Annotated in this window: 25 protein-coding genes; 14 read left to right on the top strand and 11 right to left on the bottom strand. The window is 63.2% G+C overall.

From position 1 onward, the window contains the following. Positions 1-18: 18 nt before the first annotated feature. Both ABIE49_RS04915 and ABIE49_RS04910 read right to left on the bottom strand, forming a co-directional pair. Positions 19-1,020, bottom strand: coding sequence for a dienelactone hydrolase family protein (locus tag ABIE49_RS04915; RefSeq protein WP_192733831.1), 1,002 nt, complete (start codon positions 1,018-1,020; stop codon positions 19-21). A 73-nt stretch (positions 1,021-1,093) separates the two neighbouring features. Then, positions 1,094-1,444: a DUF4260 domain-containing protein gene (locus ABIE49_RS04910; protein WP_502915983.1), complete on the bottom strand. Its 351-nt coding sequence runs from the start codon at positions 1,442-1,444 to the stop codon at positions 1,094-1,096. A 192-nt stretch (positions 1,445-1,636) separates the two neighbouring features. Here ABIE49_RS04910 and ABIE49_RS04905 point away from each other — a divergent pair, with 192 nt between their 5' ends. Further along, entirely contained in the window at positions 1,637-3,169 is a 1,533-nt protein-coding gene (locus ABIE49_RS04905) for an acyl-CoA carboxylase subunit beta (protein ID WP_192733829.1), read from the top strand. A gap of 105 nt (positions 3,170-3,274) precedes the next feature. Here the strand turns inward: ABIE49_RS04905 and ABIE49_RS04900 are convergent, their stop codons facing one another. Further along, complete coding sequence (locus tag ABIE49_RS04900) at positions 3,275-4,279, bottom strand: alpha/beta fold hydrolase (RefSeq protein ID WP_192733828.1); 1,005 nt, start codon at positions 4,277-4,279, stop codon at positions 3,275-3,277. Positions 4,280-4,531: 252 nt separating this feature from the next. On the opposite strand from ABIE49_RS04900, the gene ABIE49_RS04895 reads away from it, so the two are divergent. Further along, positions 4,532-4,882, top strand: a complete 351-nt coding sequence (locus tag ABIE49_RS04895; RefSeq protein WP_192733827.1) for a hypothetical protein — start codon at positions 4,532-4,534, stop codon at positions 4,880-4,882. 19 nt (positions 4,883-4,901) lie between these two features. On the opposite strand, the gene ABIE49_RS04890 is transcribed toward ABIE49_RS04895, so the two are convergent. From ABIE49_RS04890 to ABIE49_RS04880, 3 genes are all read right to left on the bottom strand, one after another. Further along, positions 4,902-5,411, bottom strand: coding sequence for a hypothetical protein (locus ABIE49_RS04890; RefSeq protein ID WP_192733826.1), 510 nt, complete (start codon positions 5,409-5,411; stop codon positions 4,902-4,904). Between the two features lie 175 nt (positions 5,412-5,586). Next, on the bottom strand, positions 5,587-6,135 hold the full coding sequence (locus ABIE49_RS04885) for a hypothetical protein (RefSeq protein ID WP_192733825.1): 549 nt from the start codon (positions 6,133-6,135) through the stop codon (positions 5,587-5,589). 313 nt (positions 6,136-6,448) lie between these two features. Further along, the gene (locus ABIE49_RS04880; RefSeq protein WP_192733824.1) at positions 6,449-7,696 is read right to left on the bottom strand and encodes a glycerophosphodiester phosphodiesterase family protein; all 1,248 of its coding nucleotides are present in this window, start codon (positions 7,694-7,696) and stop codon (positions 6,449-6,451) included. A 152-nt stretch (positions 7,697-7,848) separates the two neighbouring features. Here ABIE49_RS04880 and ABIE49_RS04875 point away from each other — a divergent pair, with 152 nt between their 5' ends. Together ABIE49_RS04875 and ABIE49_RS04870 are read left to right on the top strand one after the other, a co-directional pair. Beyond that, positions 7,849-8,163 (top strand): hypothetical protein, encoded by a 315-nt coding sequence (locus ABIE49_RS04875; protein WP_192733823.1) that lies wholly within the window; start codon positions 7,849-7,851, stop codon positions 8,161-8,163. Between the two features lie 230 nt (positions 8,164-8,393). After that, positions 8,394-8,789 (top strand): twin-arginine translocation signal domain-containing protein, encoded by a 396-nt coding sequence (locus ABIE49_RS04870; protein ID WP_192733822.1) that lies wholly within the window; start codon positions 8,394-8,396, stop codon positions 8,787-8,789. A gap of 77 nt (positions 8,790-8,866) precedes the next feature. Here the strand turns inward: ABIE49_RS04870 and ABIE49_RS04865 are convergent, their stop codons facing one another. The 3 genes from ABIE49_RS04865 to ABIE49_RS04855 form a co-directional block, all read right to left on the bottom strand. Next, positions 8,867-9,376, bottom strand: coding sequence for a hypothetical protein (locus ABIE49_RS04865; RefSeq protein WP_192733821.1), 510 nt, complete (start codon positions 9,374-9,376; stop codon positions 8,867-8,869). A 110-nt stretch (positions 9,377-9,486) separates the two neighbouring features. Beyond that, positions 9,487-9,750 carry a GCG_CRPN prefix-to-repeats domain-containing protein gene (locus ABIE49_RS04860; RefSeq protein WP_354066599.1) on the bottom strand — a complete coding sequence of 88 codons (264 nt, stop codon included), beginning with the start codon at positions 9,748-9,750 and terminating at the stop codon, positions 9,487-9,489. A 182-nt stretch (positions 9,751-9,932) separates the two neighbouring features. Further along, positions 9,933-10,631 (bottom strand): ArsR/SmtB family transcription factor, encoded by a 699-nt coding sequence (locus ABIE49_RS04855; RefSeq protein ID WP_192733820.1) that lies wholly within the window; start codon positions 10,629-10,631, stop codon positions 9,933-9,935. A gap of 163 nt (positions 10,632-10,794) precedes the next feature. Here ABIE49_RS04855 and ABIE49_RS04850 point away from each other — a divergent pair, with 163 nt between their 5' ends. Together ABIE49_RS04850 and ABIE49_RS04845 are read left to right on the top strand one after the other, a co-directional pair. Further along, on the top strand, positions 10,795-11,103 hold the full coding sequence (locus tag ABIE49_RS04850) for an NIPSNAP family protein (protein ID WP_192733819.1): 309 nt from the start codon (positions 10,795-10,797) through the stop codon (positions 11,101-11,103). A 66-nt stretch (positions 11,104-11,169) separates the two neighbouring features. Next, positions 11,170-11,982, top strand: coding sequence for an isocitrate lyase/PEP mutase family protein (locus ABIE49_RS04845; RefSeq protein WP_192733818.1), 813 nt, complete (start codon positions 11,170-11,172; stop codon positions 11,980-11,982). Positions 11,983-12,068: 86 nt separating this feature from the next. Here the strand turns inward: ABIE49_RS04845 and ABIE49_RS04840 are convergent, their stop codons facing one another. Then, entirely contained in the window at positions 12,069-12,476 is a 408-nt protein-coding gene (locus tag ABIE49_RS04840; protein ID WP_192733817.1) for a hypothetical protein, read from the bottom strand. A 162-nt stretch (positions 12,477-12,638) separates the two neighbouring features. On the opposite strand from ABIE49_RS04840, the gene ABIE49_RS04835 reads away from it, so the two are divergent. Both ABIE49_RS04835 and ABIE49_RS04830 read left to right on the top strand, forming a co-directional pair. Further along, the gene (locus tag ABIE49_RS04835; RefSeq protein ID WP_192733816.1) at positions 12,639-13,280 is read left to right on the top strand and encodes a trimeric intracellular cation channel family protein; all 642 of its coding nucleotides are present in this window, start codon (positions 12,639-12,641) and stop codon (positions 13,278-13,280) included. Positions 13,281-13,607: 327 nt separating this feature from the next. Beyond that, positions 13,608-17,099, top strand: a complete 3,492-nt coding sequence (locus ABIE49_RS04830; RefSeq protein WP_192733815.1) for an indolepyruvate ferredoxin oxidoreductase family protein — start codon at positions 13,608-13,610, stop codon at positions 17,097-17,099. 139 nt (positions 17,100-17,238) lie between these two features. Here ABIE49_RS04830 and pdxR read toward each other — a convergent pair whose 3' ends face one another. Further along, a complete protein-coding gene (gene pdxR, locus ABIE49_RS04825) occupies positions 17,239-18,684 on the bottom strand; it encodes a MocR-like pyridoxine biosynthesis transcription factor PdxR (protein WP_192733814.1) in 1,446 nt (481 codons plus the stop codon). Between the two features lie 91 nt (positions 18,685-18,775). Between pdxR and ABIE49_RS04820 the strand changes: the two genes are divergently transcribed. The 6 genes from ABIE49_RS04820 to ABIE49_RS04795 all read left to right on the top strand — a co-directional run bounded on the left by ABIE49_RS04820 (position 18,776) and on the right by ABIE49_RS04795 (position 24,744). Continuing rightward, the gene (locus tag ABIE49_RS04820; protein WP_192733813.1) at positions 18,776-19,192 is read left to right on the top strand and encodes a cupin domain-containing protein; all 417 of its coding nucleotides are present in this window, start codon (positions 18,776-18,778) and stop codon (positions 19,190-19,192) included. Positions 19,193-19,215: 23 nt separating this feature from the next. Then, positions 19,216-19,677, top strand: a complete 462-nt coding sequence (locus tag ABIE49_RS04815; RefSeq protein ID WP_192733812.1) for a carboxymuconolactone decarboxylase family protein — start codon at positions 19,216-19,218, stop codon at positions 19,675-19,677. Positions 19,678-21,081: 1,404 nt separating this feature from the next. After that, a complete protein-coding gene (locus ABIE49_RS04810) occupies positions 21,082-22,230 on the top strand; it encodes a thiolase family protein (RefSeq protein WP_192733811.1) in 1,149 nt (382 codons plus the stop codon). After that, on the top strand, positions 22,230-22,619 hold the full coding sequence (locus ABIE49_RS04805) for a Zn-ribbon domain-containing OB-fold protein (RefSeq protein WP_192733810.1): 390 nt from the start codon (positions 22,230-22,232) through the stop codon (positions 22,617-22,619). Before ABIE49_RS04810 ends, ABIE49_RS04805 begins: the two co-directional genes overlap by 1 nt. 202 nt (positions 22,620-22,821) lie before the next feature. Next, on the top strand, positions 22,822-23,682 hold the full coding sequence (locus tag ABIE49_RS04800; RefSeq protein WP_192733809.1) for a MaoC family dehydratase: 861 nt from the start codon (positions 22,822-22,824) through the stop codon (positions 23,680-23,682). Positions 23,683-23,865: 183 nt separating this feature from the next. Further along, positions 23,866-24,744, top strand: coding sequence for an SDR family oxidoreductase (locus ABIE49_RS04795; protein ID WP_192733808.1), 879 nt, complete (start codon positions 23,866-23,868; stop codon positions 24,742-24,744). Position 24,745 lies beyond the last annotated feature (1 nt).

Genomic DNA, 24,745 nt, shown 5'->3' with positions numbered 1-24,745 from the left:
CCGGTATTGCGTTGCCCGCTAACCCAGCTTGAACAGCGCCAGCAAAAAGTCGCTCACGGCCTTGCGCGCTTCCGCGGCGGTGGCCGGGTTGCCGCCGACATGCGGGTTGAGCTCGATGCAGGCATCCTTGTAGCTGAACGGCGCCTTGGTGTCGGCATTCATCAACACGCCGCCTTCGCCCTCGCTGAGCTTGCAGCTGCGCGCGGTCTGCGCATTGGCGGAGACGGTCGTCGTGCTGAGGCCGAGCAGGCCGGAATCGAAGCCGTGCGGGGAGTCCGGATATTCGGTCAGCACCACGTCGCGCTTGGCTTCCTGCAGCCGCGCCAGATAGGCCTTGCAGCTCGAGACCGGATTATAATCATCGGGCGTGCCGTGATGGATCCGGATCGGACGCGCCGCGACTTCGGTGTCGGTGGCATAGCTCGTCGAGCAATCCGGATAGAACGGGATGTAGGCGGCGAATTGCGCGCCGGACTTGTTCCACAGCTTGTTGAAGCGATCGAGGCTGGCGTAGAGCGTGGCCTGTCCGCCGCGCGAAAATCCCATCAGCACGATCCGCTCAGGGTCGACGCGCGGATGTTTGGCCAGGATCTCCAGCGAGCGATAGATGTCGACGACGAAATTGAGCCGGCCGAGCAGGCCCTGGTTCGGGCCAACAGCGGTGAGGCCGCGGCCGGAGAAGCCGTCGATCACGAAGGTCGAAATCCCCAGGCTGTTGAGCTGACGTACCCACGGATCCATGCCCGCGCCGACGCCGCTCGAGCCGTGCATCAGCACCACGACGGGCAGCTTTCCAGTGCCTTGCGCGATGCGGAATTGACCGGCGACGGTGACCTGCTTGCCGTTGGCGTCGCCGGTCAGAAATTGCTGGTCCGAAATCGTCAGCGACGGGATCGCGTAGATCTCGGTGCGCGCGGCGACGTCCTTCGGGATCGACTGCGCGTTGGCCTCGAGCGAGCTCAGGAGAATCCCGCCGCAACAGATCGCGGCCGTGACGGCAAAGCGCCAGTCTGTCAGCATCGGTGTGCCCCCCGGTATTTTTTCGTTGTGGGGCAACTAGACCAAGCAGCGCAATGGCTGTCAAATCGATCTGCTAGGTCGATTTCTTCCCGATCTGCCCGAGATGGGTGAAGCCAAACCCGGTGGTATATTTCAGCCCATAGCCCAGCGCGCGGTCGAAGCCGATATGGGCGAGCCAGATCATCGCGATCGACAGCACCAAAGGCTCGGCCGTCACAAAGCCGACCGTCATCAGCGCCATCGGCACCATGTAGGTGTGGGCGGCGTTGTAGAGCATCGCCCCGAAGCGCGGCCCGAAAAGATAGGCGGCGAAGCTGAGGTCGGGCGCGAGGAACAGGGCGGCGTAGACCCACCACGATCCGTCCCAGACCCAGTAAAGCAGCGTCATCCCCAAAAACAGCGCCAGGCCTTCCAGCCGGAGCATGGTTCGCAGGCCCCCGGTCACGGCCCCGGCAGGCTCGGCGGTCGCAGTATCCGTCAATTGCATCCCCTGTGCAGAGGTGCGGATATAGGTGCATTTCCGCACCGGTACCAGAGGGCATGGAGGGGTGTTTCCGGTTCGCAAAAGGCCGTGTTAGAACCCCGGCCAATTCGGACCTATGACGGGCGGCAGCACATGAAAGACATCCTGGACACCCTCGAAGAACGGCGCGCCGGCGCCAAGCTCGGCGGCGGCGAGAAGCGCATCGAGGCGCAGCACGCCCGCGGCAAGTTGACGGCGCGGGAGCGCATTGAACTCCTGCTCGACAAGGGCTCGTTCGAGGAGTTTGACATGTTCGTCGAGCACCGCTCGGTCGAATTCGGCATGGAAAAGAACAAGATCCCCGGCGACGGCGTCGTCACCGGCTGGGGCACCGTCAATGGCCGCAAGACCTTCGTGTTCGCCAAGGATTTTACCGTGTTCGGCGGCTCGCTGTCCGAGACCCATGCGCTGAAAATTACAAAGCTGCAGGACATGGCGATGAAGGCGCGGGCGCCGATCATCGGGCTCTATGACGCCGGCGGCGCGCGCATCCAGGAAGGCGTAGCAGCCCTCGCGGGCTATTCCTACGTGTTCCGCCGCAACGTCATTGCCTCGGGGGTGATCCCGCAGATCTCGGTCATCATGGGCCCCTGCGCCGGCGGCGATGTCTACTCGCCCGCGATGACCGACTTCATCTTCATGGTGAAGAACACGAGCTACATGTTCGTCACCGGACCCGACGTGGTCAAAACCGTCACCAACGAAGTGGTGACGGCCGAGGAACTTGGCGGCGCCTCCGTGCACGCCACGCGCTCATCGATTGCGGACGGCGCGTTCGACAACGACGTCGAGACGCTGCTGCAGATGCGCCGGCTGATCGACTTCCTGCCCTCCAACAACACCGACGGCGTGCCGGAATGGCCGAGTTTCGACAATATCGAACGCCTCGATATGTCGCTCGACACGCTGATCCCCGACAATCCGAACAAGCCCTACGACATGAAGGAACTGATCCTAAAAGTCGTGGACGAGGGCGACTTCTTCGAGATTTCGGAGACGTTTGCAAAAAACATCGTCACCGGTTTTGGCCGCATCGCCGGCCGCACCGTCGGCTTCGTCGCCAACCAGCCGATGGTGCTGGCGGGCGTGCTTGACTCTGACGCCTCACGCAAGGCCGCGCGTTTCGTTCGGTTCTGCGACGCCTTCAACATCCCGATCGTGACCTTCGTCGACGTGCCGGGCTTCCTGCCGGGCACCGCGCAGGAATATGGCGGCCTGATCAAGCACGGCGCAAAACTGCTGTTCGCCTATTCGCAATGCACGGTGCCGCTGGTGACCGTCATCACCCGCAAGGCCTATGGCGGCGCGTTCGACGTGATGGCGTCCAAGGAAATCGGCGCCGACATGAACTACGCCTGGCCGACCGCCCAGATCGCCGTGATGGGCGCCAAGGGCGCGGTCGAAATCATCTTCCGCAGCGACATCGGCGATGCCGACAAGATCGCCGCCCGCACCAAGGAATACGAAGACCGCTTCCTGTCCCCCTTCATCGCCGCCGAGCGCGGCTATATCGACGACGTCATCATGCCGCATTCGACGAGAAAGCGGATCGCGCGGGCGCTGGCGATGTTGAAAGACAAGAAGGTGGAAATGCCGGCGAAGAAGCACGACAATTTGCCGTTGTGAGCTTCGTAGCTTCGTAGGGTGGGTTAGCGAAGCGTAACCCACCATCCTTGATCTTCGCAGCTGCAATTGATGGGTATCGCTTCGCTCCACCCATCCTACGCATCCCTACCGCGCCGCCAGAAAACCCAGCAGCAACTCGTTGTACTTCGCCGGCGCCTCCAAAAACACCAGATGCCCGGTATCCGGAATCACCTCGGCGCGGGCGTTCGGCATTTTGGCGGCGAGGGCTTTGGCGAGGTCGGCGTTGTGGCCCATCTTCGGCCGCAGCGCTTCGGGTGCATTGGCTTTGCCCGGTGCGTTGTGATCGTCGGCGCCCATGATGAACAGGGTCGGCCGCGTGATGAGCGGAATTTCATGCGCAACCGGCTCGCGGTAGATCATCTGCGCGGAGCTTACGAAGGCGCGCAGCCAGCGCGGATATTCGGCGCTGCCCTTGAGGTTGAATCGCGCATCGATGAACGGCGTCACCTGGTCCGCCGGCAGTTTTAGCGAATAATTGGTCTCGAGCTGCTTGCGATATCCGTCAGCGGTCAGCTTGTCCTCATTCTCCAGAATCTTTTCGGTCGGCGTCGGCGGCACATAGAGACGGTAATCCTCGAGCCCGATCGGTGCGGTCAGCACGAGATGGTCGATCCTGTCAGGGTAGGCGCGGGCGATCCGCACGCCGAGCATTCCGCCGAGCGAATGGGCGACGATATCGGCCCTGGCGATATGCAGATGATCCAGCAGCGTCATCGTGTTGCGCGCCAGCGTGTCGAAATGCAGCTCGCCCTGCGGCTTGGAGGATTTGCCGAACCCGATCTGGTCCGGCACCACCACGCGGTAGCCTGCCTCCGAGAGCGTCTTGATGACCGGCGCCCAATAGCTCGACGGGAAATTGCGGCCGTGCAGCAGCGCCACGGTGCGCCCGTTCGGCTGCACCGGGGCGACATCCATATAGGCCATCCTCACTTGCTCGCCGTCGTTGGTGAGCGGCAGCAGGCTGACCGGATAGGGGTAGGCGAATCCTTCCAGCCCGATGCCATAGGGCTCACGCACGGCGGCGCTGGCTGGTGCATGAAGTGAAGCGAGCAGGGCGCTGGCCAGCGCCGCGGCACAAAGACGATTCATTGGGAACTCCGACGGCGTTGGCCTGTGTGTGGCGGCATCGGAATCACGACGCGATATCCACTTTAGCCAACGACATACCGACGTTATGGTTTCCTGTGGAAGGGGCGAGCCCTTCACGAAACGTCACCTTCGCTTGATCGGGATCACGCGTGAGCTGGTATCGCGCCGATCAAGCTAGAGACCCGATGCCTTGATCCCCGGCGCCCCCAGCGGGTAGGGTGACTTTCCAACCATTCTGGTATCTGCCCATTAATGACCGAAGACGACGACCCGACCGACGAGATTTCACGGATCGAAGCGCGGCTCGAGGAGCTTGCCGAGGCCGCCGAGCGATGCCGGAAGTTCATTCTGGCTTCCAAGGCGGCGATCGCCGGCGGCGCCGCGCTATTGCTTGTGACGATGCTTGGCCTGTTCGGGGTCGGCATAGTTTCCGCTCTCGGATCGATCGCCATGATCCTTGGCGGAATTGTCTCGCTCGGGTCGAATGTCAGCACCTTGCGGCAGACGGAGGAAGCCATCGGCGCCGCCGAGCTGCTCCGATCCGATCTGATCAGCAGGATCGACCTGCGGATGGTTCGTGATGCGCCGATGAAGCTGGTGTGAGGCTAGCCGCCATTCGCAATTACTGTCTTGACCCGGTCCAGCTTCCAGCACATCCATCGGATCGCCGGAACGAACCTCCGCCGCTGCGGCCCGAGAAACGGCCGGACATGGTCCAGCTCAGGCTCCCGGCGCTTCCGACTCCGGACACCGAGCCATTCGGGCTGACTTGAGCGGTGCCATATTGCCCCACCATCTTGCCGCCCGAGACGACCACCGTGTCGGTGGAGCTGCCGCAGGGCGTGCCGACGCTGGTAAGAACCCATGCACCATCCAGATTGCCACCGCCGCCGCCCCCGCTGCTTCGCGGTGCCCGGCGCGGTGCCTCCGCTTCGGGCTTGCTGCGTCGTGCCGGCTTTTCGGGTTCAACCGCCCGGGGCGTCGTGCGCGAACCGGACAGCGATTTTTCGTCATTGCCGATGCTGCCGCCCGCGCTCCCTGATTGCGCGCCCGCCATCTCGGGCAAGGCGACAATGGCGAGTGTGGCTGACAGCAGGGCGGCTTTCAAAATACATCGAGTGACGTTTTGCATAATAAATTGGTGTCCAAAAAATACTGGTGTCCAATAAAAAGAGGGTCCTGACGGCCGGACCCATCGCCAAAACATCGCGCCGATCTGCGGCAAGACTTGCCGGTCTCGCCGCACTCGTCAAGCGCTGCGCCCTTCGGACTTTGGACTGTGTGCCGCTAAGCGGGGGCAGGCTGGATCAGCCGACCGAAATCCACCAATTAAGTCTGGAGCGTCCCCAGGGAGCGACGGCAACGCCCGCGCCAGGATTCCCGTTTGGCCTGCTCGCAAGCCGCGACCAGAAAAAATCCACCACGCCGACGCCGCCCACGCACCATGCGAAAAAGAACTCGGCCCGGGCATAGCTGTGCGCGCCCAACAGCGTGTCGAACAGTGCGAGGATGAAGCCCGCTGCGACCCAGACGATGTCGCCGTCCGTGGGAGGTTTTCGTTTGAAGGCGTGAAGCACGGCTGCGTAAGCCAGTGCTACTGACACGGCCACGCTGCCCCAGGCCGTGGCGGCGACGACGTAGAAGCCCGGCACGGCCTGACAAGTCTCTCCGCACCACGCCTGCGCGGATTGGGCCAAAGCGGAATGATAGGCGGCGTGAGCCACACCGCCGAGCAGCAGGGCGAAGCAGACCACATGACGGAGCGTGCGGAGCGCCGTTTGATGCTGGCTGGTCCAGGCGTCAAAGCGGGCCACCGCTCCGCGGAAAGCTTGTTTACTGGATTGAATCAGCTGCATGGGCAGTTAGACGAGGTGAACGGCTGGAAGGTTCAGACCCATATCTCTCGTCGTCCCGGCCTTGAGCTCAGATGCGCAATTGCGCATCGGGGGACCCATACGCCGCGGCCCATCGATTAGAAAACGGTGTTCGACGACTTCTCGTAACCACGAGCATCGGTGGCTATGGGTCCCGGCCTTCGCCGGGACGACGAGACTCAGGTCAGGTCCGTAGGGTGGGTTAGCGCAGCGTAAACCGCCAATTTTGTTCGCCGCATCGCATCGGTGGGTTACGGCTTGGGCCTAATCCACCCTACGATTCCGGCGAGTGCAGTTACTTCATCCCCATGCAGCTCGCATAGAACGTCGTGGTCGCCGGCCAATCCGAGAACATGCCGCGGATGCCGACCTGTTTTGCCAGCACATCGAGCACCGTCAGCGTGTCGCCGTCGCGGTCGATGGCTGGTTTGATGGAGCGATGATAGAAGCCGCCGCCCTTGTTGAGCGGGCCGTCACGCTCCAGCGACCAGCCGATCAGATCGAGGCCGGCGGCCTTCGCGGCCTTGGCGTATTCGGACGGGATGATTTCTTTCTTGTCGTTCAGCGCCAGCATGGTCCAGATCGGCGGCGCCAGGATTCTGACGCCAGACGACTTGAGTTCGGCCATCGAAGGCTTCCAGGTCTCGGGCTTGGCGGGATCAAGACCCTGCTTCTCGTAGCGGTCCTCGAGATAGACCGCCTGCGCGCCAAATGCCGGCTCGGTCTTTATCCAGAACAGCACGTCCGCGAGGTTAAAACTCTGCGCGAATACGTCGCTCGCCGGAATGCCCGCGGCCTTGTACGCCTGCAGCATTTGCGCGGCATACTTCTCCTGGGTGTAGTCGCCGTCGAACGGCATCGGCACTTCCGGTGACTTCAGCTCGGGCGTGAACTTGGCGCCGAGGCTCTTGATCAGCGCGATGCTTTCGTCATGCGTCATCAGCGTGCCGGAAGCGGCGTAGAGATCCGTGCGCCAGCGCGGCGTGCCGTTCTGGTAATCGGCTACGTTGGTGGCATCGGGATTGAAGCTGTCCATTTTTGCTGTCAGCGACCTGAACTCGGCGAGCGTGATGTCGCTGGTGCAGCACTTGGCGGATGCCTTCTTGCCGGTGGCCGGATCGGCCGGGCTGAATCCCTGCGAGCATTTGGCTGCCAGCGCGGGCACCGACAGGATGTTGGTCGTGGTGTGCAGATCGCACTGTGCATGCCGGCAGACCAGCTGGCGGTCCTTGGTGAAGGTCACGTCGCATTCGATGATACCGGCGCCCATCCGGGCTGCGGCGGTATAGGATTCTTTGGTGTGTTCAGGGAATTGCATCGCCGCGCCGCGATGGCCGATCGAAAAGTCGGTCTTGTGGAACGGGCCAGTGCACTGGCTCAGTTTTTCCTTGAGCGGGCCGTCCTTCATCTTATCGACGAGGTAGAACGGGCGCGGGCCGATCTGCGCCTCGCGGGGCAGGGGCACGCTTTGCGCCGCGGCGGGAGCGGCGGACGCAAACAGCGCGACCGCGGAGAATAGAACCAGAAGGCGGCGAGAGTGCATGAACGAACCTCCGAAGTGGCGGTGTAAAAAACGGATATCACCACGACATTATGACGTCTGCGTGTGGGGTTGCGCCCGCTTGGCGTTTATCTACAGTTCGCGCGGTCGCACGGCGGCGATCTTACGCAAAATAACAATCGGGAGGAACCGAAATGCCGAAAGCCCTGTTCGTCGTCCGCGCCACCGTGACGGATGCCGCAAAGCGTCAGGCGTTCGATGCCTGGTATTCGCGCGAGCACCTGCCGGACGCGGTCAAATCGTTCGGCGCCGAGAAAGCGTGGCGCTACTGGAGCCTCAGCGATCCCGCACTGCATCACGCGATGTATCAGTTTTCCGACGAGGCTGCGCTCGATCGCGCGACCAAAGGTCCCGACATGACCCGGCTGATCGCAGATTTCAACCGCGACTGGCCCGACGTGACGCGCACACGCGAGGTGCTGGTGCTGGCCGAGGAGTTTGGGAAGTAGCAAGCGTCGTCCCGGCGAAGGCCGGGACCCATAGCCACCAGCGGTTATTAGTTCACACGCTGGTCGTTATCTTCCGTTTTCGACAACAGTGGCCGCGGCGTATGGGTCCCGGCGTTCGCCGGGACGACGAGAGCGCGTGAGCAAACCTGAACGCGCAGTTCAGCTGGCATTCATCTCGGCGCACCGAAACTCTCCTGCTCAATCCAACCGATCGCAGAGGAGGAGATGTCATGGAGCGCCGTCACTTTCTTAAACTCGCCTTTGGATTTGCGGCTGGTGGCATCGCACTTGCGGCCGGCGCACAGGCGGCGCCGCTGACGCCGCGGCCGCTGGTTCCGGACGGCCAGCTCCCTGCCAATCCGGATGCGCAACCCGCCGTCACGTCTGGCGATGAGGTCGATCGGCTTCAGCCAGAGGAAGTGCGCGGGGGCCGTGGCCGTGGCCGTGGCCGCGGATGGGGGCGTGGCCGTGGCTGGGGCCGTGGCCGCGGATGGGGCCGTCGTCGCTGGGGCTGGGGCCGTCGTCGTTGGGGCTGGCGCCGCCGGCGCTGGGGCTGGCGCCGCAGGCATTACGGCTGGCGTCGCCGCTACTGGCGCCGTCGTTACTGGCGTCGCCGCTACTGGTAAGGTTCCTGGGTACGGGGCGGGGATGGCATTTGCCGTCCCTGCCTTGTTCGGCTCGGTGCGGACTTCATCCCATCCGGCTATCTGATTTTCGGCGACGTCTCGAAATTCGCCTGCGTATCCTGCGTATGAAGGTGCTTCAGCCTTCCGCCATCCTCGATCAGATAAAAATGGTTTCCGACGATACCCTTTTCGTTGCGGGCGCCGCGAAACACGATCATCCGGCTGTTGGCGCGGCTGACGACGGGATCGAAATCATCTGATACCTCGTGCCATCCGGAGACCGTGAACAGCTCGACGATCTTGCCGGTGCGCGCATCGAGCAAGGTGGGCGCGACGCAGCTCGAGCCGCAGGGCAGCTTGACCACGATGTAGCGGCCGGCCGCATCGATCTTCCCGTCGTCGGCTGCCGCCAGAAAGGTCTCGCGGCGGGCGCGCAGATCCGGCGTCGCCAGGCGCGGTTTTGCGACTTTGCCGGCGTAGACCTTGGCCGGATGGTCCGCGAATTTGGGTGGTGCTTCGGCATGCGCCGGCATGGTGAAGGAGGCCAGCGCGATCGCGGCGGCTACGGCGCACAGCAGGGCGTTCATGGATTCTCGCGTGGAAACGGTTACGCCGTTTCGTCTGCGCAACAAGCCGCTACGTTCAATGCCCAAATAAAAAGCCCCGCCGGAGCGGGGCCTTTTCGTATCAAGGGGGATCAGAAAGGACGGCAACGTCCACCACGCCACGCGAAGCCGGGGCCGCAGCCGCGGCCAGGCCGCACCACCACAACCGGCTCCCTTACAACCACGCGCGGGGCGCCGTAGACCGGACGCGGGGCGACATAAACGCGGCCGACGTTGCGGACGCATGCGCCATACGGACCGCGATGCCAGCCGGGGCCGCATCCGCCTGCGGCATTCGCCGCGCTGAAGCTCGCAAACGAGGCTGCGACCAAGACTGCAGCGAAAAGGTACTTCATGTTTTCTCCCGATTTTTAGCCGCCATGCGGCGCGGTTCCGAACCTAGTCACGGAGACCTGAATAGAAAATGAATGTTGTTGATTCGTGAAACAGCAGCAAGAAATTGCCGGTTGAGCTGCGGTCACATTCTCGTTGCCGCGCCTCATTTGGAGCCAATTCGTAAACAAACGGGCTGCAGGAATTAAGCTTCGCTCGGGCCGAACAGCGCCGCGAATCGCTTCTCACCATTACGCGTGAAATTGACGACGCGGCTGCCCGGCGTGGTATCGCGCGCGGCCCAGTTCAGTTCGGTGAAGCGGCTCATGACCGCCGCGCCCAACGTGCCGGCGAGGTGGTGCCGCCGTTCGCTCCAGTCGAGGCAGGCCTTGCAAACCGGACGGCGGGGATGCGCCAGCGTATCGGCGTCGATCTGCAGCGCCTTTGCCATGAAACGCTTGCCTTCACCGGTGAGTTCGATGGTCTCCTTGCTTTGCCGGACCAGCTTCTGCTTCTTCATGCTGTCGAGCATCTGCACGCCGAGATCGCCGGCGAGGTGGTCGTAGCAAATCCGCGCCCGGCGCAGCGCCGGCTCTTTCGGCCCGGTGCGCACACGCGTGTGACCGGCGCGTTCCGCAAGCCCCGCGAGGCCCTCGAGCACGCCGGCGACATCGGGATCGGTGAGGCGGTAGTAACGGTGCCGGCCCTGCTTCTCCTGTTCGATTAGCCCGCCGGCTTCCAGTTTGGCCAGATGCGAACTCGCCGTCTGCGGTGTGATCCCGGCCTCGTGCGCCAGCTCGGTCGCGGTCAGCGCGCGGCCGGTCATCAGCCCGGTCAGCATGTTGGCGCGCGCGGGATCGCCGACCAGGGAGGCAACCATTGCGATGTCAGGGCCTGCTTTCATAGTTCGATGATAGCCGAAGCATCGACGGCGATCAAGCGGGTAGTGTCGCCTCGAACGTCATTGCGAGCGAAGCGAAGCAATCCATCGCGCCACACGCGGAGGAATGGATTGCTTCGTCGCTTCGCTGCGCTCGCAATGACGACAACAAAGACCGGAGAACCACATGACCATCACCGTCTTCATCCGCTACCAGCTCGATCCGTTCAAGCGGGCGATGTTCGAGGAATACTCGAAAAACTGGCTCACCATCATTCCGAAATGCGGCGGTGACCTGATCGGCTACTGGATGCCGCATGAGGGCACCAACAACATCGCCTTCGCACTGATCTCGTTCGACAGCCTCGCGGCCTACGAGAGCTATCGCGCACGGCTGCGCGCCGACAAGGAAGGCATGGCCAATTTCAGCTTCGCCGAGGCGAACCAGTTCATCCTCGCCGAAGAGCGCACGTTTCTGCGCAAGGTCGTGGCGTGAGCGTCTGGCGAAGGCGGCGTCGCGTACCTATGTTGGCCGCGCCAACAAACAATTCGGGGAGTGACCATGCTGACAACTGCTGACAAACGCGCCGCCTTCAAGAAGTTGCACGAGAGCGGCTGCTTCATCATCCCCAATCCGTTCGACGTCGGCAGCGCGAAGGCGTTGCAGCATCTTGGCTTCAAGGCGCTGGCGTCCACCAGCGCCGGGTTTGCCTGGGCCATCGCCAAGGCCGACAACCGCGTCACCGTCGACGACGTCTGCGATCATCTCGCCGCGATCTCTGCGGCGGTCGACATTCCTGTCAATGCCGATTTCGAGGACGGCTTTGCGCATGAGGCGGACAAGGTCGGCGTCAACGTCGCGCGCGCGGTCAAGACCGGCATCGCCGGCCTGTCGATCGAGGATTTCACCGGTGACAATTCCAAGCCGCTGTTCGACCGTGAGCTCGCTATCGATCGCATCAGGGCGGCGCGCCAGGCGATCGACGCCGACAACAGCGGCGTCCTGCTCACCGGCCGCTGCGAGGCATTTTTGCGCGGGGTGAAGGATATGAAGCTCGTCATCGACCGGCTCACTGCCTATGCCGAGGCCGGCGCCGACGTTCTCTATGCACCTGGCATCTCGACGCCGGAAGAAATTTCGGCGGTCGTCAAAGCGGTCGCGCCAAGACCGGTCAACCTTTTGGTTGGTGCGGCCGGTCCGTCGCTGAAAATTGCCGGCGATCTCGGCGTGCGCCGCATCAGCGTCGGCGGTGCGCTGGCGCGGATGGCGTGGGCAGGCTTCATGAAGGCGTCGAAGGAGATGGCGGAGCAGGGCACGTTCACGGAGTTCGCGAACGGCTATCCCGGCGGCGAACTCAACAAGATGTTCAGCTAAAATCTGCAATCAATAGCGCGCAACAAAAAGCGCAGCGGGCGAAATGCCCGCTGCGCTCTCAATTCATTTCACTCTTGCCTCAGCCGTTACTGTTTGGCCGGTGCGTCAGCCGGAGCGGGCGGGGCCGCCGGCGAGGGCGCTGCCGGACGCGGCGGCGCGGCACCGGTGGTCATGCCGGGCTGGTTGTTGGACTTCGGCGTTACGTCACGCATGCCCGGAGGCGCCGCGGGGGTGGCCGGCTGTGTCTGCGCGGTCTGGCTGGACGGCGTGGTGCCGGCCTCGTTGACGCTGGTATTGTTCAGACCATAGAACAACGCACCCATCACCACTGCAATCGCGATGGCGAACATGGCGACCTTGGTGCCGCTGGCCGGACCGTCGGCGAGTTCCGGGTCGGCCGGGATCTCGTTGTCGAGACTGTTCAAACGTGCCTGACGGCGGATTTCTTCGTCTGACATACTGGCACGATACGGGTCGTTCGGATTGTAGGTCATCAATCAGTTCCTCCGTTAGAACCCCAAAGTGTTTAGCGGAGATACAATGGCTGGCGCGGCCGGATGTTCCGCGCCAATCTTGCAACCGGTTAATGATGGAACCGTGATTCGCGGGTTCCATCGAACCACGAGGGGTGCGAAGAGGCTGCATAAGAGGTTGCCATGTGGGCCCTGCCGCCCAGCGATACCGTGCTGCACCTGTTGTCTTATGTGGCGCTGACCGCGCAGGCGATGACGGCCGCCCTGGCCGCCGGGCGCCGCAGCATGGATTGGGCGGGCGTATGCATGCTGGGTTGCATTACCGCGCTCGGCGGCGGAACCATCCGTGACGTGCTGCTCGGGCACTACCCGCTGGTCTGGGTGAAGAACCCGTCCTACCTGGCGCTGACCGCGATTGCGGCTTTCATGACCATCCTGATCGCGCGCCACGTGCACCGGCTCAACCTCGCATTCCTGGTGCTCGATGCGATCGGCCTTGTGGTGTTCACGATGGCCGGCTGCGACGTCGCCCGGCAAGTCGGCGCGCCGCTGCCGATCGTGATCGTCGCCGGCATGATCACGGGCTGCGCCGGCGGCGTGCTGCGCGACATCCTCTGCAACGACGTGCCGCTGCTGTTTCGCTCCGAACTCTACGCCAGCGTCTCCGTCGTCACCGGGCTGTTCTACGTCACCGCGTTCGGGTTGCAGTTGAATCACGAACTCTGGACCGGATTGACCTTCGCGCTCGGGCTGACGCTGCGGCTGCTCGCGATCCGCTACAAATGGGAAATGCCGAAATTCGTCTTCGGCGGCGATCAGCGCTGACCGACGAACGCAGCGCACCATAACGTGTCAGCCAGAATCGCCTGCAGCCAAAGGCCGCCTCGGGCGTTATCCCCAAAGGCAGGGCAGCCGGCCACGTCATGCCGTTTCGTGCCGGGGCGGTCCGGCGACACAAAGCGAAACCGGCCGGCGTTCTTCCCGGCACGAAATTGCGATCTTTGATCGCGCGGCTGCCTTGCCCAGATTTGTGGTGCGGGAAGCGGAAAATCCGACATAGACTGGTTCTAAGAAGTTCTGACGCCTACATAAAACACAGCCTTGCTCAGAAATCGTCTTGGCGATCAAAGCGGCTGGCAAAAGAGGGCTTAAATGGGAATCAACCAGGGTCCGATCAGTCTCGATCAGAAATACACCCAAGGAAGCGGCCATGTCTTCCTGACCGGCATCCAGGCGCTGGTGCGGCTGCCGATGGCGCAGATCCGCCGCGACCGCGCCGCGGGGCTGAACACCGCAGGCTTCATTTCAGGTTATCGCGGCTCGCCCCTTGGCGGTTACGACCAGCAGCTGTTCGCCGCCCGCAAGCATCTCGAGCAATACAACATCAAATTCCAGCCCGGCGTGAACGAGGATCTCGCGGCCACCGCGGTCTGGGGCTCGCAGCAGCTCAATCTGTCGCCCGGCGCCAACTATGATGGCGTGGTCGGTATCTGGTACGGCAAGGGCCCCGGTGTCGATCGCTGCGGCGACGTGTTCCGTCACGGCAACGCGGCAGGCTCGGCCAAGAACGGCGGCGTGCTGGTGCTCGCGGGCGACGACCACGGCGCCAAATCCTCGACCGTGCCGCATCAGTCGGACCATGCCTTCATGTCGGCGCTGATGCCCTATCTGTATCCCTCCAGCATCCATGAAATGATCGAGATGGGCCTGCTGGGGATCGCGATGTCGCGCTACAGCGGATGCTGGGTCGGCATGAAGGTGATCACCGAAACGGTGGAAACCACCGCCGAGATCGACCTCACCGACGAGATGACGCCGTTCGTGATCCCGACTGATTTCGAACTGCCCGAGGGCGGCCTCAATCTGCGTTGGCCCGATGACCGCTTTGCGCAGGACCGCCGCCTGCAGGACTACAAGGGCTTTGCCGCGATCGCCTTTGCCCGCGCCAACAAGGTCAACCGCGTCACCATGGATTCGCCGAACGCCCGTTACGGCATCATGGCGTCAGGCAAGAGCTACGAGGATATTCGCCAGGCGCTGCGCGAACTCGGCATCACGCCGGAAGTTGCCGCCAAAATTGGCCTGCGGCTCTACAAGATCGGCATGCCCTGGCCGCTGGAGCCGGAAGGGGTGCGGCAGTTTGCGGTGGGGCTCGAAGAAATCTTCATCATCGAAGAGCGCCGCGAGATCGTCGAAAACCAGGTCAAGCAGGAGCTGTTCAACTGGCGCGACGATGTCCGTCCGCGGATCATCGGCAAGATGGACGATCACGACAAGCGCTTCCTGCCCTTTGCCGAAGAGCTCAGCGTCGCCTCGCTGGCGAGCTCGCTGACCGAGCGGCTGCTTCGACTTAATCTCAATCCCGAAATCGCAGCACAGCTGCGCGCCAAGGCCGACTGGTTCAACGGCCGGCAGGCAACGCAGATGCAGGCGGTGGCGCCGATCACCCGCACCCCGTATTTCTGTTCGGGCTGCCCGCACAACACGTCGACAAAAGTGCCGGAAGGCAGCCGCGCCTTTGCCGGCATCGGCTGCCACTTCATGGCGCTGTGGATGGACCGCTCGACCGAGACGTTCACCCATATGGGCGGCGAGGGCGTGCCCTGGGTCGGCGTCGCGCCCTTCACCAAGGAAGAGCACGTGTTCGCCAATCTCGGCGACGGCACCTATTTCCATTCCGGCAGCCTCGCGATCCGCCAGGCGGTCGCCTCCGGCGCCAATATCACCTACAAGATCCTCTATAACGACGCGACCGCGATGACCGGCGGCCAGCATGTCGATGGCGAATTGTCGCCGCAGCAGATCACCTTCCAGCTCCACGCCGAAGGCATCCGCGAAATCTACCTGGTCTCCGAAAATCCCGACGCCTATCCGGCTGGCGAAATCGCCCCCGGCGTCAAGACCGCGCATCGCGACGAGCTCGACACCGTCCAGAAGACGCTGCGCAAGGTGAAGGGCGCCTCCGCGATCGTGTTCGTGCAGACCTGTGCCGCCGAAAAGCGCCGCCGCCGCAAAAGGGGAACACTGGAAGATCCGGCGCGTCGCGTCATGATCAATCCGGCGGTCTGCGAAGGCTGCGGCGACTGCTCCGTGCAGTCGAACTGCATTTCGGTCGAACCGCTGGAGACCGAGCTGGGGCGCAAGCGCGCCATCAACCAGTCGACCTGCAACAAGGACTATTCCTGCCTGAAGGGCTTTTGCCCGTCCTTCGTAACCATCGACGGCGGCAAGATGCGCAAACGCGCGCCGGCGGGCGTCGGTGACATCGGCGAACTGCCGGAGCCTGCGTCGCGCCCGACACTGGACCGGCCCTACAACGTCGCCGTCGGCGGCGTCGGCGGCACCGGCGTGCTGACCATCGGTGCATTGCTCGGCATGGCCGCGCATATCGAGGGCAAGGCCAGCATGATCCTCGACATGTCCGGTTTGGCGCAGAAGGGCGGCGCGGTGCTGAGCCATGTACGTCTGTCAGAACACACCGCCGACGTCACCTGTTCGCGCATCGTCACCGGCACCGCCGATCTCGTGCTGGCGGCCGACGAGGTGGTAGCCGTGTCCAAGGAAACCATCACGCTCTGCGAATCCGGCCGCACCACCGGGATCATCAACACCCACCTCATTCCGATCGCCGACTTCATCCTCAACCGCGATTTCAATTTCCAGGCTCGCAAGGTCAACCACGTGCTGGAAACCGCGCTGCGCAAGGATTCGTCGTTCTTCGATTTCACCAAGCCTGCCGAAATGCTGCTCGGCGATTCCATCGCCACCAACATGATGATGATGGGCTTTGCCTATCAGAAGGGCCTGCTGCCGCTCTCGGCGAAAGCCATCGAACAGGCGATCGAGGTCAACGGCGTCGCGATCAAGCTGAACATCCAGGCATTCCAGCTCGGACGTCTCGCCGCACACGATCCCGCAAAGCTGATCGCGATGATGAAGGACCAGGACGGGAGCGTTGCACCCAAGACGCTGGATGCGATGTCTCTCGACGAGATCATTGCTCACCGCAGCAATCTCCTGACCGAGTATCAGGACGCGAAACTCGCCGCCCGCTATCAGGCGCTGGTCAAGAAGGTCCGTGACGCCGCCATCGATGGCGGTTACGACGAGGCCTTGCCGCGCGCGGTCGCGATCAACTATGCAAAGCTGCTCGCCTACAAGGACGAGTACGAAGTCGCGCGGCTCTACACCGACGGCCGCTTCGAAAAGCAGCTTCGCGACCAGTTCGAGGGCGATTTCAAGTTCAGCTTCAACCTTGCCCCGCCAATCCTCGGTGGCGGCGTCGATGCGCTGGGCCGGCCGAAGAAGCGCGCGTTCGGCGCGTGGATGATGCCGGTGTTCAAGATGCTCGCGAAGATGAAGGGCCTGCGCGGCACTACGTTCGATATCTTCGGCCACAGCGCCGACCGCAAGATGGAGCGCGACCTGATCGCTGGCTATGAGAAGGACGTCGCAACCGTGCTCGGCCTGCTGTCGCCGCTCACGCTCGACATCGCGATCGAAATCCTCTCGCTGCCCGACCGCATCCGCGGCTACGGCCCGGTCAAGGAAAAGGCGGTGCACGACGCCAAGGCGCGCTACACCCAACTCGCCGCCGACCTCGTCAGCCCGCCACCCGCGCCGAGGCAGATCGCGGCGGAGTAGGCCCTCGACCCTCATGGTGAGGAGCGCGCTCTTGCGCGCGTCTCGAACCACGCTCTGCCCTTCGGGCTACGCGTGGCGCAGCCACTCACAAAAGGCACAAAGCGTGCCCGGCGAAGCCCAATGGGCGAAGACGGGCTCCTCAGGATGAGGAACGTGGTGCGCGTTGTTCTGTAAACCGATCGATGATCCCGTAAAGGCGCTCGCAGGAAGCCGCGAGGCGCTTCTGCGGCGCTGTCGCGATGCCCAGCAGCAGGCCGGATCGCACTGGGGCCGTCGATGCGCACCACAGTGACAGCGGGGTCGGCGCCAGGCCGAACGACAGCGTTTCCCGGGCGATCGCGAGGTCCGGAGCGCCATCCGGCAATCGCAGCAGCACGGCCAATCCCGCAACCGCGATATCGTTCGCATTGTTCTTGGCGTGCGGCCGCAGGCATTTCAGCAGCGCGTCGGTTTGCGTTGCATAGATGCGCTTGGTGCGCCGCAGATGCCGCATGTAGTGGCCGTCGCGCATGAACGCCGCGGTCGCGAGTTGCACCGCCGGTCCGGGCGCCGGCGAAAGACACGCTGCGACTTCGGCAAACCGGCCGGCCAGCGGCAGCGGTACAACGAGAAAGCCGAGGCGCAGGGCAGGCGTCAGCGTCTTGCTGAACGATCCGATGTGAATGACGCGCCCGGCGCGATCGAGCGAGGCAAGCGCCGGCGAGGCGCGGCCCTTCATTTGCAATTCGCTCAAATAATCATCCTCGACCACCCATGCGCCCTTAGAAGCGGCCCAGTCGAGCAGGCGCAGGCGCCGCGCTAGCGACAATGTGAAGCCGAGCGGCGCCTGCTGCCCCGGCGTTACGACAGCCAGCGCGGCATCCGGCGCATGGTTCAGGCCGTAATCGACATCCATGCCGTCAGCATCCACCGGGATCGGCGCGAGCGACAATCTTGCGAGCTCGAGGCCGCGCCGCGTGAACGGGAAGCCGGGATTCTCGACCCAGGCCTTCCGCCCCTCGAGGCCGAGCACCCGTAGCGCCAGCCCGAGGCCGCTGCTGAAGCCGCCGGTGATGATCACTTGCGAAGGTGAACACTCGATGCCGCGCGCGATGGCAAGATACGCGGCTATTTCCCGCCGCAGCTCCGGCTCGCCGCGCGGGTCCGGATAAAGCGGCGGCGCGCTCAATTCCGCGCGAACGGCGGATGAGCGAATTCTGGCGAAGAGTTTTGCGGGAATCGCTTCCTGCGCGGGCACGCCCATCTGGAACGCCAACGGCCCCGCCGTCAGTTCCTGATACATCTCCATGAACGAGCCGGGATCGGGCGCTTCCTCCTGTCGAACCGACATCGAAGGGCGCGCCGCGACATGGGTGCCGCTTGCCCGCGAAGCTGCGATCAATTGGGCAGCGGATAGTTTTTCATAGGCGGTGCGAACCGTGCCCCGGGCGACGCCGAGCTGGGCGGCAAGGTCCAGCCAGGACGGCAGGCGCGCGCCCGGCGCGAGCACGCCGCTCTCGATGGCGGAGGCGATGCCTTTGCGGATCTGCTCGGCCAGCGGCGTCCTGGCCGCCCGATCGAGCTTCAGATTCAGTGTCTTGTCCATGTCCCCTTGGTACACGATTTTTGTCACTTCTTGGTACTTTTTTATAGACCATGGGAGGGGCATCTGTGCGGGACAGCAACGGAGAACCATCATGAAACTACGATCCATCCTCGGTGCGGCCTGGGCCGCTGCCGCGATCGCCACGGCAACGCCTGCCGCCGCACATGGCGTCGGCGAAAAGGCCACGCCGCACTTCGCACAGGCGATTCCAAACATCCCCGGCAAGTCGCTGATCGCCGTGGTCGTCGACTATGCGCCCGGCGGAGCGTCGCCTTCGCACGTTCACGCGAAGTCGGCATTCATCTTCGCCTACGTCGTGTCTGGCGCCATCGAGTCGCAGGTGAACGACGGGCCGAAGCGGGTCTACCGCGCCGGCGAAAGTTTTTACGAGACGCCGGGCTCCAGCCATCCCGTCAGCCGCAATGCGAGCAAGACCAAGCCGGCAAAACTGCTCGCGGTGTTCGTCGTCGATACCGACGACAAGCAACTGACCACCCCGGTCAAATAACCAGATCATCAAGGAGCAAGACAATGAGCAAACGTCTCGACTACAACCAGATCGCACCGGCAGGTGCAAAGGCGCTGGGCGGCGTCTACGGCTACGTCATGCAAAGCGGCCTGCCTGCCGTGCTGGTCGACCTGGTCTATCTGCGCATCTCGCAGATCAACAACTGCGCCTATTGCCTCGACATGCACACGCGCGACCTTCTCAAGAAGGGCGTGAAGATCGAGAAGCTGGCGCTGGTGCAGGCGTGGGCGGAAGCCGGCGATCTCTTTGACGCGCGCGAGCGTGCCGCGCTTGCCTGGGCCGAAACGGTGACGCGCGTCGCGGAGACCGGCGCGCCTGATGAAGCCTACCAGGCCGCCCGCGCCGTGTTCGAGGAGCGGGAACTGGTGGACCTGACGATCGCGATCGGTCTGATGAATGTCTATAACCGTATGGCGATCAGCTTTCGAAATACGCCGCAGGCTGCGGTCGCGAAGGCGGCCTGACGGACCCGAAAGGCTTCGCTCGCAACCGGTCATCGGGTTGCGAGCGGCAATCACGGCGCCGGATCGGCTTGGCGAACCCGGCGTCAAGGCAGATCGCGGCGGAGTAGGGGCTCCAGACCCTCATGGTGAGGAGGCGCAGAGCGCCGTCTCGAACCATGAGGCCTCGATCGCGCCCGCGGCCATCCTTCGAGACGACCGCGTTGCGGTCTCCTCAGGATGAGGTTCGTGGTTGTGGTTGCCGTGCTCACCGTCGCTCAAAGGTGACGGGGAAATCAAAGCCTCGTAAAACGCAAAAGACCTCCGAGCCGAAGCTGGAGGCCTTCACTGTCACGAGGGGTACATCCGCCCTTCGTGACACTACTGGTGCGCATCGCTGCGCTATGGTTGACGCTTGTAATCCATGACCGTCAACGTTTTATGACGCTGAAAGTTCCTTCGGGGATAAGTCTGGCGCGAACAGCATGTATGGCGGGTTCTCTTTAACCCGCCATCTTGCGTGGAGCGCGGCGGGTTAAAGAGAACCCGCCCTACACAGCTGCGTCGCCTCGCTTGCAACTGGAATCTGGCTGCGGTGGGTGCGACAAAGCAACCCGACGCGCAAATCAATTCTGATTTACGGAAATCATGTCAAGTAAAAAAATTACGAAAATCAAAAATATTTCTGTTGTCATCCACCCCAAATCACCTACACATCAATAGCCATCCCGTCCCACTCAGAGGGGCGTTGGCCATCGTCACAACGAGGGGCGGGTCGCGGTGGACGCTGATGTTGCGATTGACGGTCGTGGCTGAAGCGTACGGCGAAAGCGTGTGGTCCTGGCGCCCGTAACGGCGTCAAGTCTTTCGGGGGCTAACGCTTCCGAGGGGCGACGGTGGCAATAGAGGCCGTCTCACCGGGGAGAGCGCGTCATAAGCCGTAAAGCCATTGCGCAGGGAATGTCGGATGTTCTCCGCTGCCCTGTATGCTCGTGTGCAGCCTACTTAGCACAATCGCACGCGAGACCGCGGGTGCAGCGCGCATCCGGCATTCCCTGCGCCCTCTGTTTTGAAGGGCGGAACGATTGTAAAACTTCGGGCGCATAGCGCCGCGAGAATGTGAGATCATGTTCGGCAACAATAACTCGTCATGCCCGGGCTTGACCCGGGCATCCATCACCCTTCGCAAGAGTCCTTCGAAGGAGATGGATTGCCGGGTCAAGCCCGGCAATGACAGAGGTGGCGTACTGGGTCCCCCGCTTTCGCGGAGGACGACAGTGTCGGTGACCTGATACGATTTCCGAAGATAATCATCCCGACTTGAGTCCAGTCGCTACGTCTCGCCTGACGGAATATTTCCTCGCTTGCCAATGCCCTCCCGACAGGCCAGAAAAACGTTGGAAATAAGAAACGCCAGCGGAGAATGATTTGACCATCAAGGGCAAAGCCTACATTGCCGGGATCTATGAGCATCCCACCCGGCACGCACCCGATAAATCCACCGCGCAGCTGCACGCCGAGGTCGCCAAGGGCGCGATCGAGGACGCCGGGCTGACCAAGGCCGATATCGACGGCTATTTCTGCGCCGGCGATGCCCCCGGCGGCCTGTGGCCGATGGTCGACTATCTCGGCCTCAAAGTGCGCCACATGGATTCCACCGATACCGGTGGCTGTTCCTATTTGATCCATCTCGGCCACGCCGCCGAGGCGATCGCCGCCGGCAAGTGCTCGATCGCGCTGATCACGCTCGCCGGCAAGCCGCGCACCGGCCCGATGCCGCCGCGCGCCGCCGGCGCCGAGGCCGATTTCGAGGCCGCCTATGGCGCGACCACCCACAATGCCTACGGCATGTGTGCCATGCGCCATATGCACGACTACGGCACCACAAGCGAACAGCTCGCCTGGATCAAGGTCGCGGCTTCCCATCACGCCCAGTACAACCCGCATGCGATGCTGAAGGAAGTCGTCACCGTCGAGGACGTCTTGAACTCGCCGATGATCTCCGATCCGCTGCATCGGATGGATTGCTGCGTCGTCACCGATGGCGGCGGCGCGCTGATCGTCACCACGCCGGAGATTGCAAAGAGCCTGAAGAAGCCGCTGGTGCGCCTGATCGGCCATGGCGAGGCGATGAAGGGCCCGCGCGGCGGCAAGGATCTTGATCTGACTTACTCCGCCGGCGTCTGGTCCGGCCCGCGCGCATTCGAGGAAGCGGGCGTGACGCCGAAGGATATCAAATACGCCTCGATCTATGACAGCTTCACCATCACGGTCTTGATGCAGCTCGAGGATCTCGGTTTCTGCAAGAAGGGCGAGGGCGGCAAGTTCGTCGCCGACGGCAATCTGATTTCCGGCGTCGGCAAATTGCCGTTCAACACCGATGGCGGCGGCCTCTGCAGCAACCATCCCGTGAACCGCGGCGGCATGACAAAAATCATCGAAGCGGTGCGCCAGCTGCGCGGCGAAGCGCATCCCAAGGTGCAGGTGCCAAACTGCGATCTCGCGGTCGCCCACGGCACCGGCGGACTTCTCGGCGTGCGCCATGCCGCCTCAACCTGCATTCTGGAGCGTGCGTGATGACGGAGCCAAAGAAACTTCCTGTGCCGCAAGGCAATCCCGAGACCGCGCCGTTCTGGGAAGCCGCCAAGCAGGGCAAGTTCATGATCAAGCGCTGCACCGCCTGCGGTGAGCCGCATTTTTTCCCGCGCTCGATCTGCCCGTTCTGCTTCTCCGACAAGACCGAGTGGGAGGAGAGCTCGGGGGAGGCCACGATCTACACCTTCAGCCTGATGCGCAAATCCCCGACCGGGCCTTACGCGATCGCCTATGTCACGCTGAAGGAAGGCCCGTCGCTGCAGACCAACATCGTCGATTGCGACATGGACAAGCTCAAGATCGGCCAGAAGGTGAAGGTGGTGTGGAAGCCGACCGACGGCGCACCACTGCCGTTCTTCACGCCGGTGTAAATTCTTCCCTTCTCCCCTTGTGGGAGAAGGTGGCGCGAAGCGCCGGATGAGGGGTTCTATCCGCGTCGAAAGATGTGTCTGCGGAGCGAACCCCTCACCCTAGTGAGATTGTTGCCGGCTTCGGTGATGCCCTCTCCCACAAGGGGAGAGGGTGCATTAACGGGCGCCGGTGAAGAAAAAGAATTCGGGAGGACGCGCGAAGATGCCGATCAAGTATGAAGAGCTGATGGCCCTGAAAAATCTCGGCCAGAAATATGCCTACACCGACCGCGAGGTGATGCTCTACGCCTACGGGATCGGGATGGGCGCGGATCCGATGGACGAGAAGGAGCTGGCCTTCGTCAACGAGGGCACACTGACGCCGCGTCCGCTCAAGGTGGTGCCGACGTTCGCTTCGGTGGCGGCGTGGGGGGCAGGGCCCGGCGAGATGAATCTCAATCGCGTAATGGTGGTCGATGGTGAGCGCGACATCACCTTCCACAAGCCGCTGCCCGGCGCGGCGCATATCACGGCCGACTCGACCGTGCTGGACGTGTTCGACAAGGGCAAGGACAAGGGTGCGGTGATCCGTCACCAGACCGTGCTCAGGGACGAGAAGGGCGAGAAGCTCGCGACACTGGTCGCCTCGCGTTTCGCGCGCGGCGATGGCGGCTTTGGCGGACCGTCCGAAGGCCAGCCCGAGCCGCACAAGGTGCCGAGCCGCGCGCCCGACAAGATCGTCGACATTTCCACGCGCCCGGATCAGGCGCTGGTCTATCGCCTGTGCGGCGACCGCAACCCGCTGCACAGCGATCCGGAGTTTGCCAAGAAGGCCGGCTTCCCGAAACCGATCCTGCATGGCATGTGCACCTACGGCATCACCTGCCGCGGCGTGCTGCAGACCTATGCCGATTATGACTCGTCCGCCTTCAGGCAGCACGCGGCGCGGTTCTCCTCGCCGGTCTATCCCGGCGAAACCGTGACGATGGAATTGTGGAAGGACGGCAACGTCGTGTCGTTCGAAGCCAAGGTGAAATCGCGCGGCGTCACCGTGATCAAGAGCGGCAAGACGGTGCTGGGTTAAAGCGGCGAGGGCGGTGCGCTCCCTCGCCCCGCTCTTGCGGGGAGAGGGTGGGGGTGAGGGGCTCTCACCGCGAGTTGTGAAAGCGGTGAGACCTGTACCCCCTCACCCGGATCGCAAGAGCGATCCGACCTCTCCCCGCAAGCGGGGAGAGGTAAGGAAGAAAGAGCAATAGGGAGAACCGCCATGGGATTACTCGACGGCAAGGTCGCGCTCATCACCGGTGCGGGCGGCGGGCTGGGTGAGGCCTACGCCAAATTGTTCGCGCGCGAGGGAGCGGCGGTCGTGGTCAACGATCTCGGCGGCCCGCGTGACGGCTCCGGCGGCGACCAGACCATGGCGCAGAAGGTGGTCGAGGCGATCAAGGCCGAGGGCGGCCGCGCGGTCGCCAACGGCGCCGACATCTCGACCATGGCCGGCGGCCAGTCGGTGTTCGACGACGCCATCAAGCATTTCGGCCGCGCCGACATCCTGGTCAACAACGCCGGCATCCTGCTCGACGAGACTTTTGCCAAGGCGAAGGAAGCCAATTGGGACAAGGTGCTGAAGGTACACCTCAAGGGCACCTTCTGCTGCACCCAGCCGGTGTTCAAATGGATGCGCGAGAACGGCGGCGGCGTCATCGTCAACACGTCCTCGACCTCGGGCCTGATCGGCAATTTCGGCCAGACCAATTACGGCGCCGCCAAGGGCGGTATCTGGGGACTGTCGAATGTGCTGGCGATCGAGGGCCGCAAATACAACATCCGGATTTGGACGCTGGCGCCGGGCGCGCTGACCCGCATGACCGCGGATCTGCCGCGCTACATCGAGAACCCCAAAGCGGCGCTGGGGCCCGATGGCATCGCGCCGGCCGTGCTATACATGGTCAGCGATCTGTCGGGCGATCAGACCGGCAAGACGCTCGGCGTTTCCGGTCCCCGCGGCGTCCGCGAGATGCGGATGATGGAAATGGAAGGCTGGAAGCCGCCGGGCGAGGCCTGGAAGGCGCAGGATATCGTCGAGCACGCCAAGGAGATCTTCTTCTCCGACGAACAGATCAAGATGGGCGCGCGTCGCTTCTGAC

Origin of the sequence: Bradyrhizobium sp. OAE829 (assembly GCF_040546575.1) — a bacterium.
Lineage (GTDB): Bacteria > Pseudomonadota > Alphaproteobacteria > Rhizobiales > Xanthobacteraceae > Bradyrhizobium.
The sequence above is the reverse complement of the archived record's forward strand: the minus strand, read 5'-3'. Positions and strand labels throughout refer to the sequence as shown.

What these genes read in the sequence shown, in the direction of transcription:
- ABIE49_RS04915 (WP_192733831.1), bottom strand. Translation starts at nt 1,020, where the DNA reads ATGCTGACAGACTGGCGCTTTGCCGTCACGGCCGCGATCTGTTGCGGC.
- ABIE49_RS04855 (WP_192733820.1), bottom strand. Translation starts at nt 10,631, where the DNA reads ATGAAAGCAGGCCCTGACATCGCAATGGTTGCCTCCCTGGTCGGCGAT.
- ABIE49_RS04885 (WP_192733825.1), bottom strand. Translation starts at nt 6,135, where the DNA reads ATGCAGCTGATTCAATCCAGTAAACAAGCTTTCCGCGGAGCGGTGGCC.
- ABIE49_RS04900 (WP_192733828.1), bottom strand. Translation starts at nt 4,279, where the DNA reads ATGAATCGTCTTTGTGCCGCGGCGCTGGCCAGCGCCCTGCTCGCTTCA.
- ABIE49_RS04910 (WP_502915983.1), bottom strand. Translation starts at nt 1,444, where the DNA reads ATGCTCCGGCTGGAAGGCCTGGCGCTGTTTTTGGGGATGACGCTGCTT.
- ABIE49_RS04805 (WP_192733810.1), top strand. Translation starts at nt 22,230, where the DNA reads ATGACGGAGCCAAAGAAACTTCCTGTGCCGCAAGGCAATCCCGAGACC.
- ABIE49_RS04860 (WP_354066599.1), bottom strand. Translation starts at nt 9,750, where the DNA reads ATGAAGTACCTTTTCGCTGCAGTCTTGGTCGCAGCCTCGTTTGCGAGC.
- ABIE49_RS04840 (WP_192733817.1), bottom strand. Translation starts at nt 12,476, where the DNA reads ATGACCTACAATCCGAACGACCCGTATCGTGCCAGTATGTCAGACGAA.
- ABIE49_RS04865 (WP_192733821.1), bottom strand. Translation starts at nt 9,376, where the DNA reads ATGAACGCCCTGCTGTGCGCCGTAGCCGCCGCGATCGCGCTGGCCTCC.
- ABIE49_RS04800 (WP_192733809.1), top strand. Translation starts at nt 22,822, where the DNA reads ATGCCGATCAAGTATGAAGAGCTGATGGCCCTGAAAAATCTCGGCCAG.
- pdxR (WP_192733814.1), bottom strand. Translation starts at nt 18,684, where the DNA reads ATGGACAAGACACTGAATCTGAAGCTCGATCGGGCGGCCAGGACGCCG.
- ABIE49_RS04875 (WP_192733823.1), top strand. Translation starts at nt 7,849, where the DNA reads ATGCCGAAAGCCCTGTTCGTCGTCCGCGCCACCGTGACGGATGCCGCA.
- ABIE49_RS04815 (WP_192733812.1), top strand. Translation starts at nt 19,216, where the DNA reads ATGAGCAAACGTCTCGACTACAACCAGATCGCACCGGCAGGTGCAAAG.
- ABIE49_RS04895 (WP_192733827.1), top strand. Translation starts at nt 4,532, where the DNA reads ATGACCGAAGACGACGACCCGACCGACGAGATTTCACGGATCGAAGCG.
- ABIE49_RS04870 (WP_192733822.1), top strand. Translation starts at nt 8,394, where the DNA reads ATGGAGCGCCGTCACTTTCTTAAACTCGCCTTTGGATTTGCGGCTGGT.
- ABIE49_RS04845 (WP_192733818.1), top strand. Translation starts at nt 11,170, where the DNA reads ATGCTGACAACTGCTGACAAACGCGCCGCCTTCAAGAAGTTGCACGAG.
- ABIE49_RS04830 (WP_192733815.1), top strand. Translation starts at nt 13,608, where the DNA reads ATGGGAATCAACCAGGGTCCGATCAGTCTCGATCAGAAATACACCCAA.
- ABIE49_RS04850 (WP_192733819.1), top strand. Translation starts at nt 10,795, where the DNA reads ATGACCATCACCGTCTTCATCCGCTACCAGCTCGATCCGTTCAAGCGG.
- ABIE49_RS04795 (WP_192733808.1), top strand. Translation starts at nt 23,866, where the DNA reads ATGGGATTACTCGACGGCAAGGTCGCGCTCATCACCGGTGCGGGCGGC.
- ABIE49_RS04890 (WP_192733826.1), bottom strand. Translation starts at nt 5,411, where the DNA reads ATGCAAAACGTCACTCGATGTATTTTGAAAGCCGCCCTGCTGTCAGCC.
- ABIE49_RS04905 (WP_192733829.1), top strand. Translation starts at nt 1,637, where the DNA reads ATGAAAGACATCCTGGACACCCTCGAAGAACGGCGCGCCGGCGCCAAG.
- ABIE49_RS04835 (WP_192733816.1), top strand. Translation starts at nt 12,639, where the DNA reads ATGTGGGCCCTGCCGCCCAGCGATACCGTGCTGCACCTGTTGTCTTAT.
- ABIE49_RS04820 (WP_192733813.1), top strand. Translation starts at nt 18,776, where the DNA reads ATGAAACTACGATCCATCCTCGGTGCGGCCTGGGCCGCTGCCGCGATC.
- ABIE49_RS04880 (WP_192733824.1), bottom strand. Translation starts at nt 7,696, where the DNA reads ATGCACTCTCGCCGCCTTCTGGTTCTATTCTCCGCGGTCGCGCTGTTT.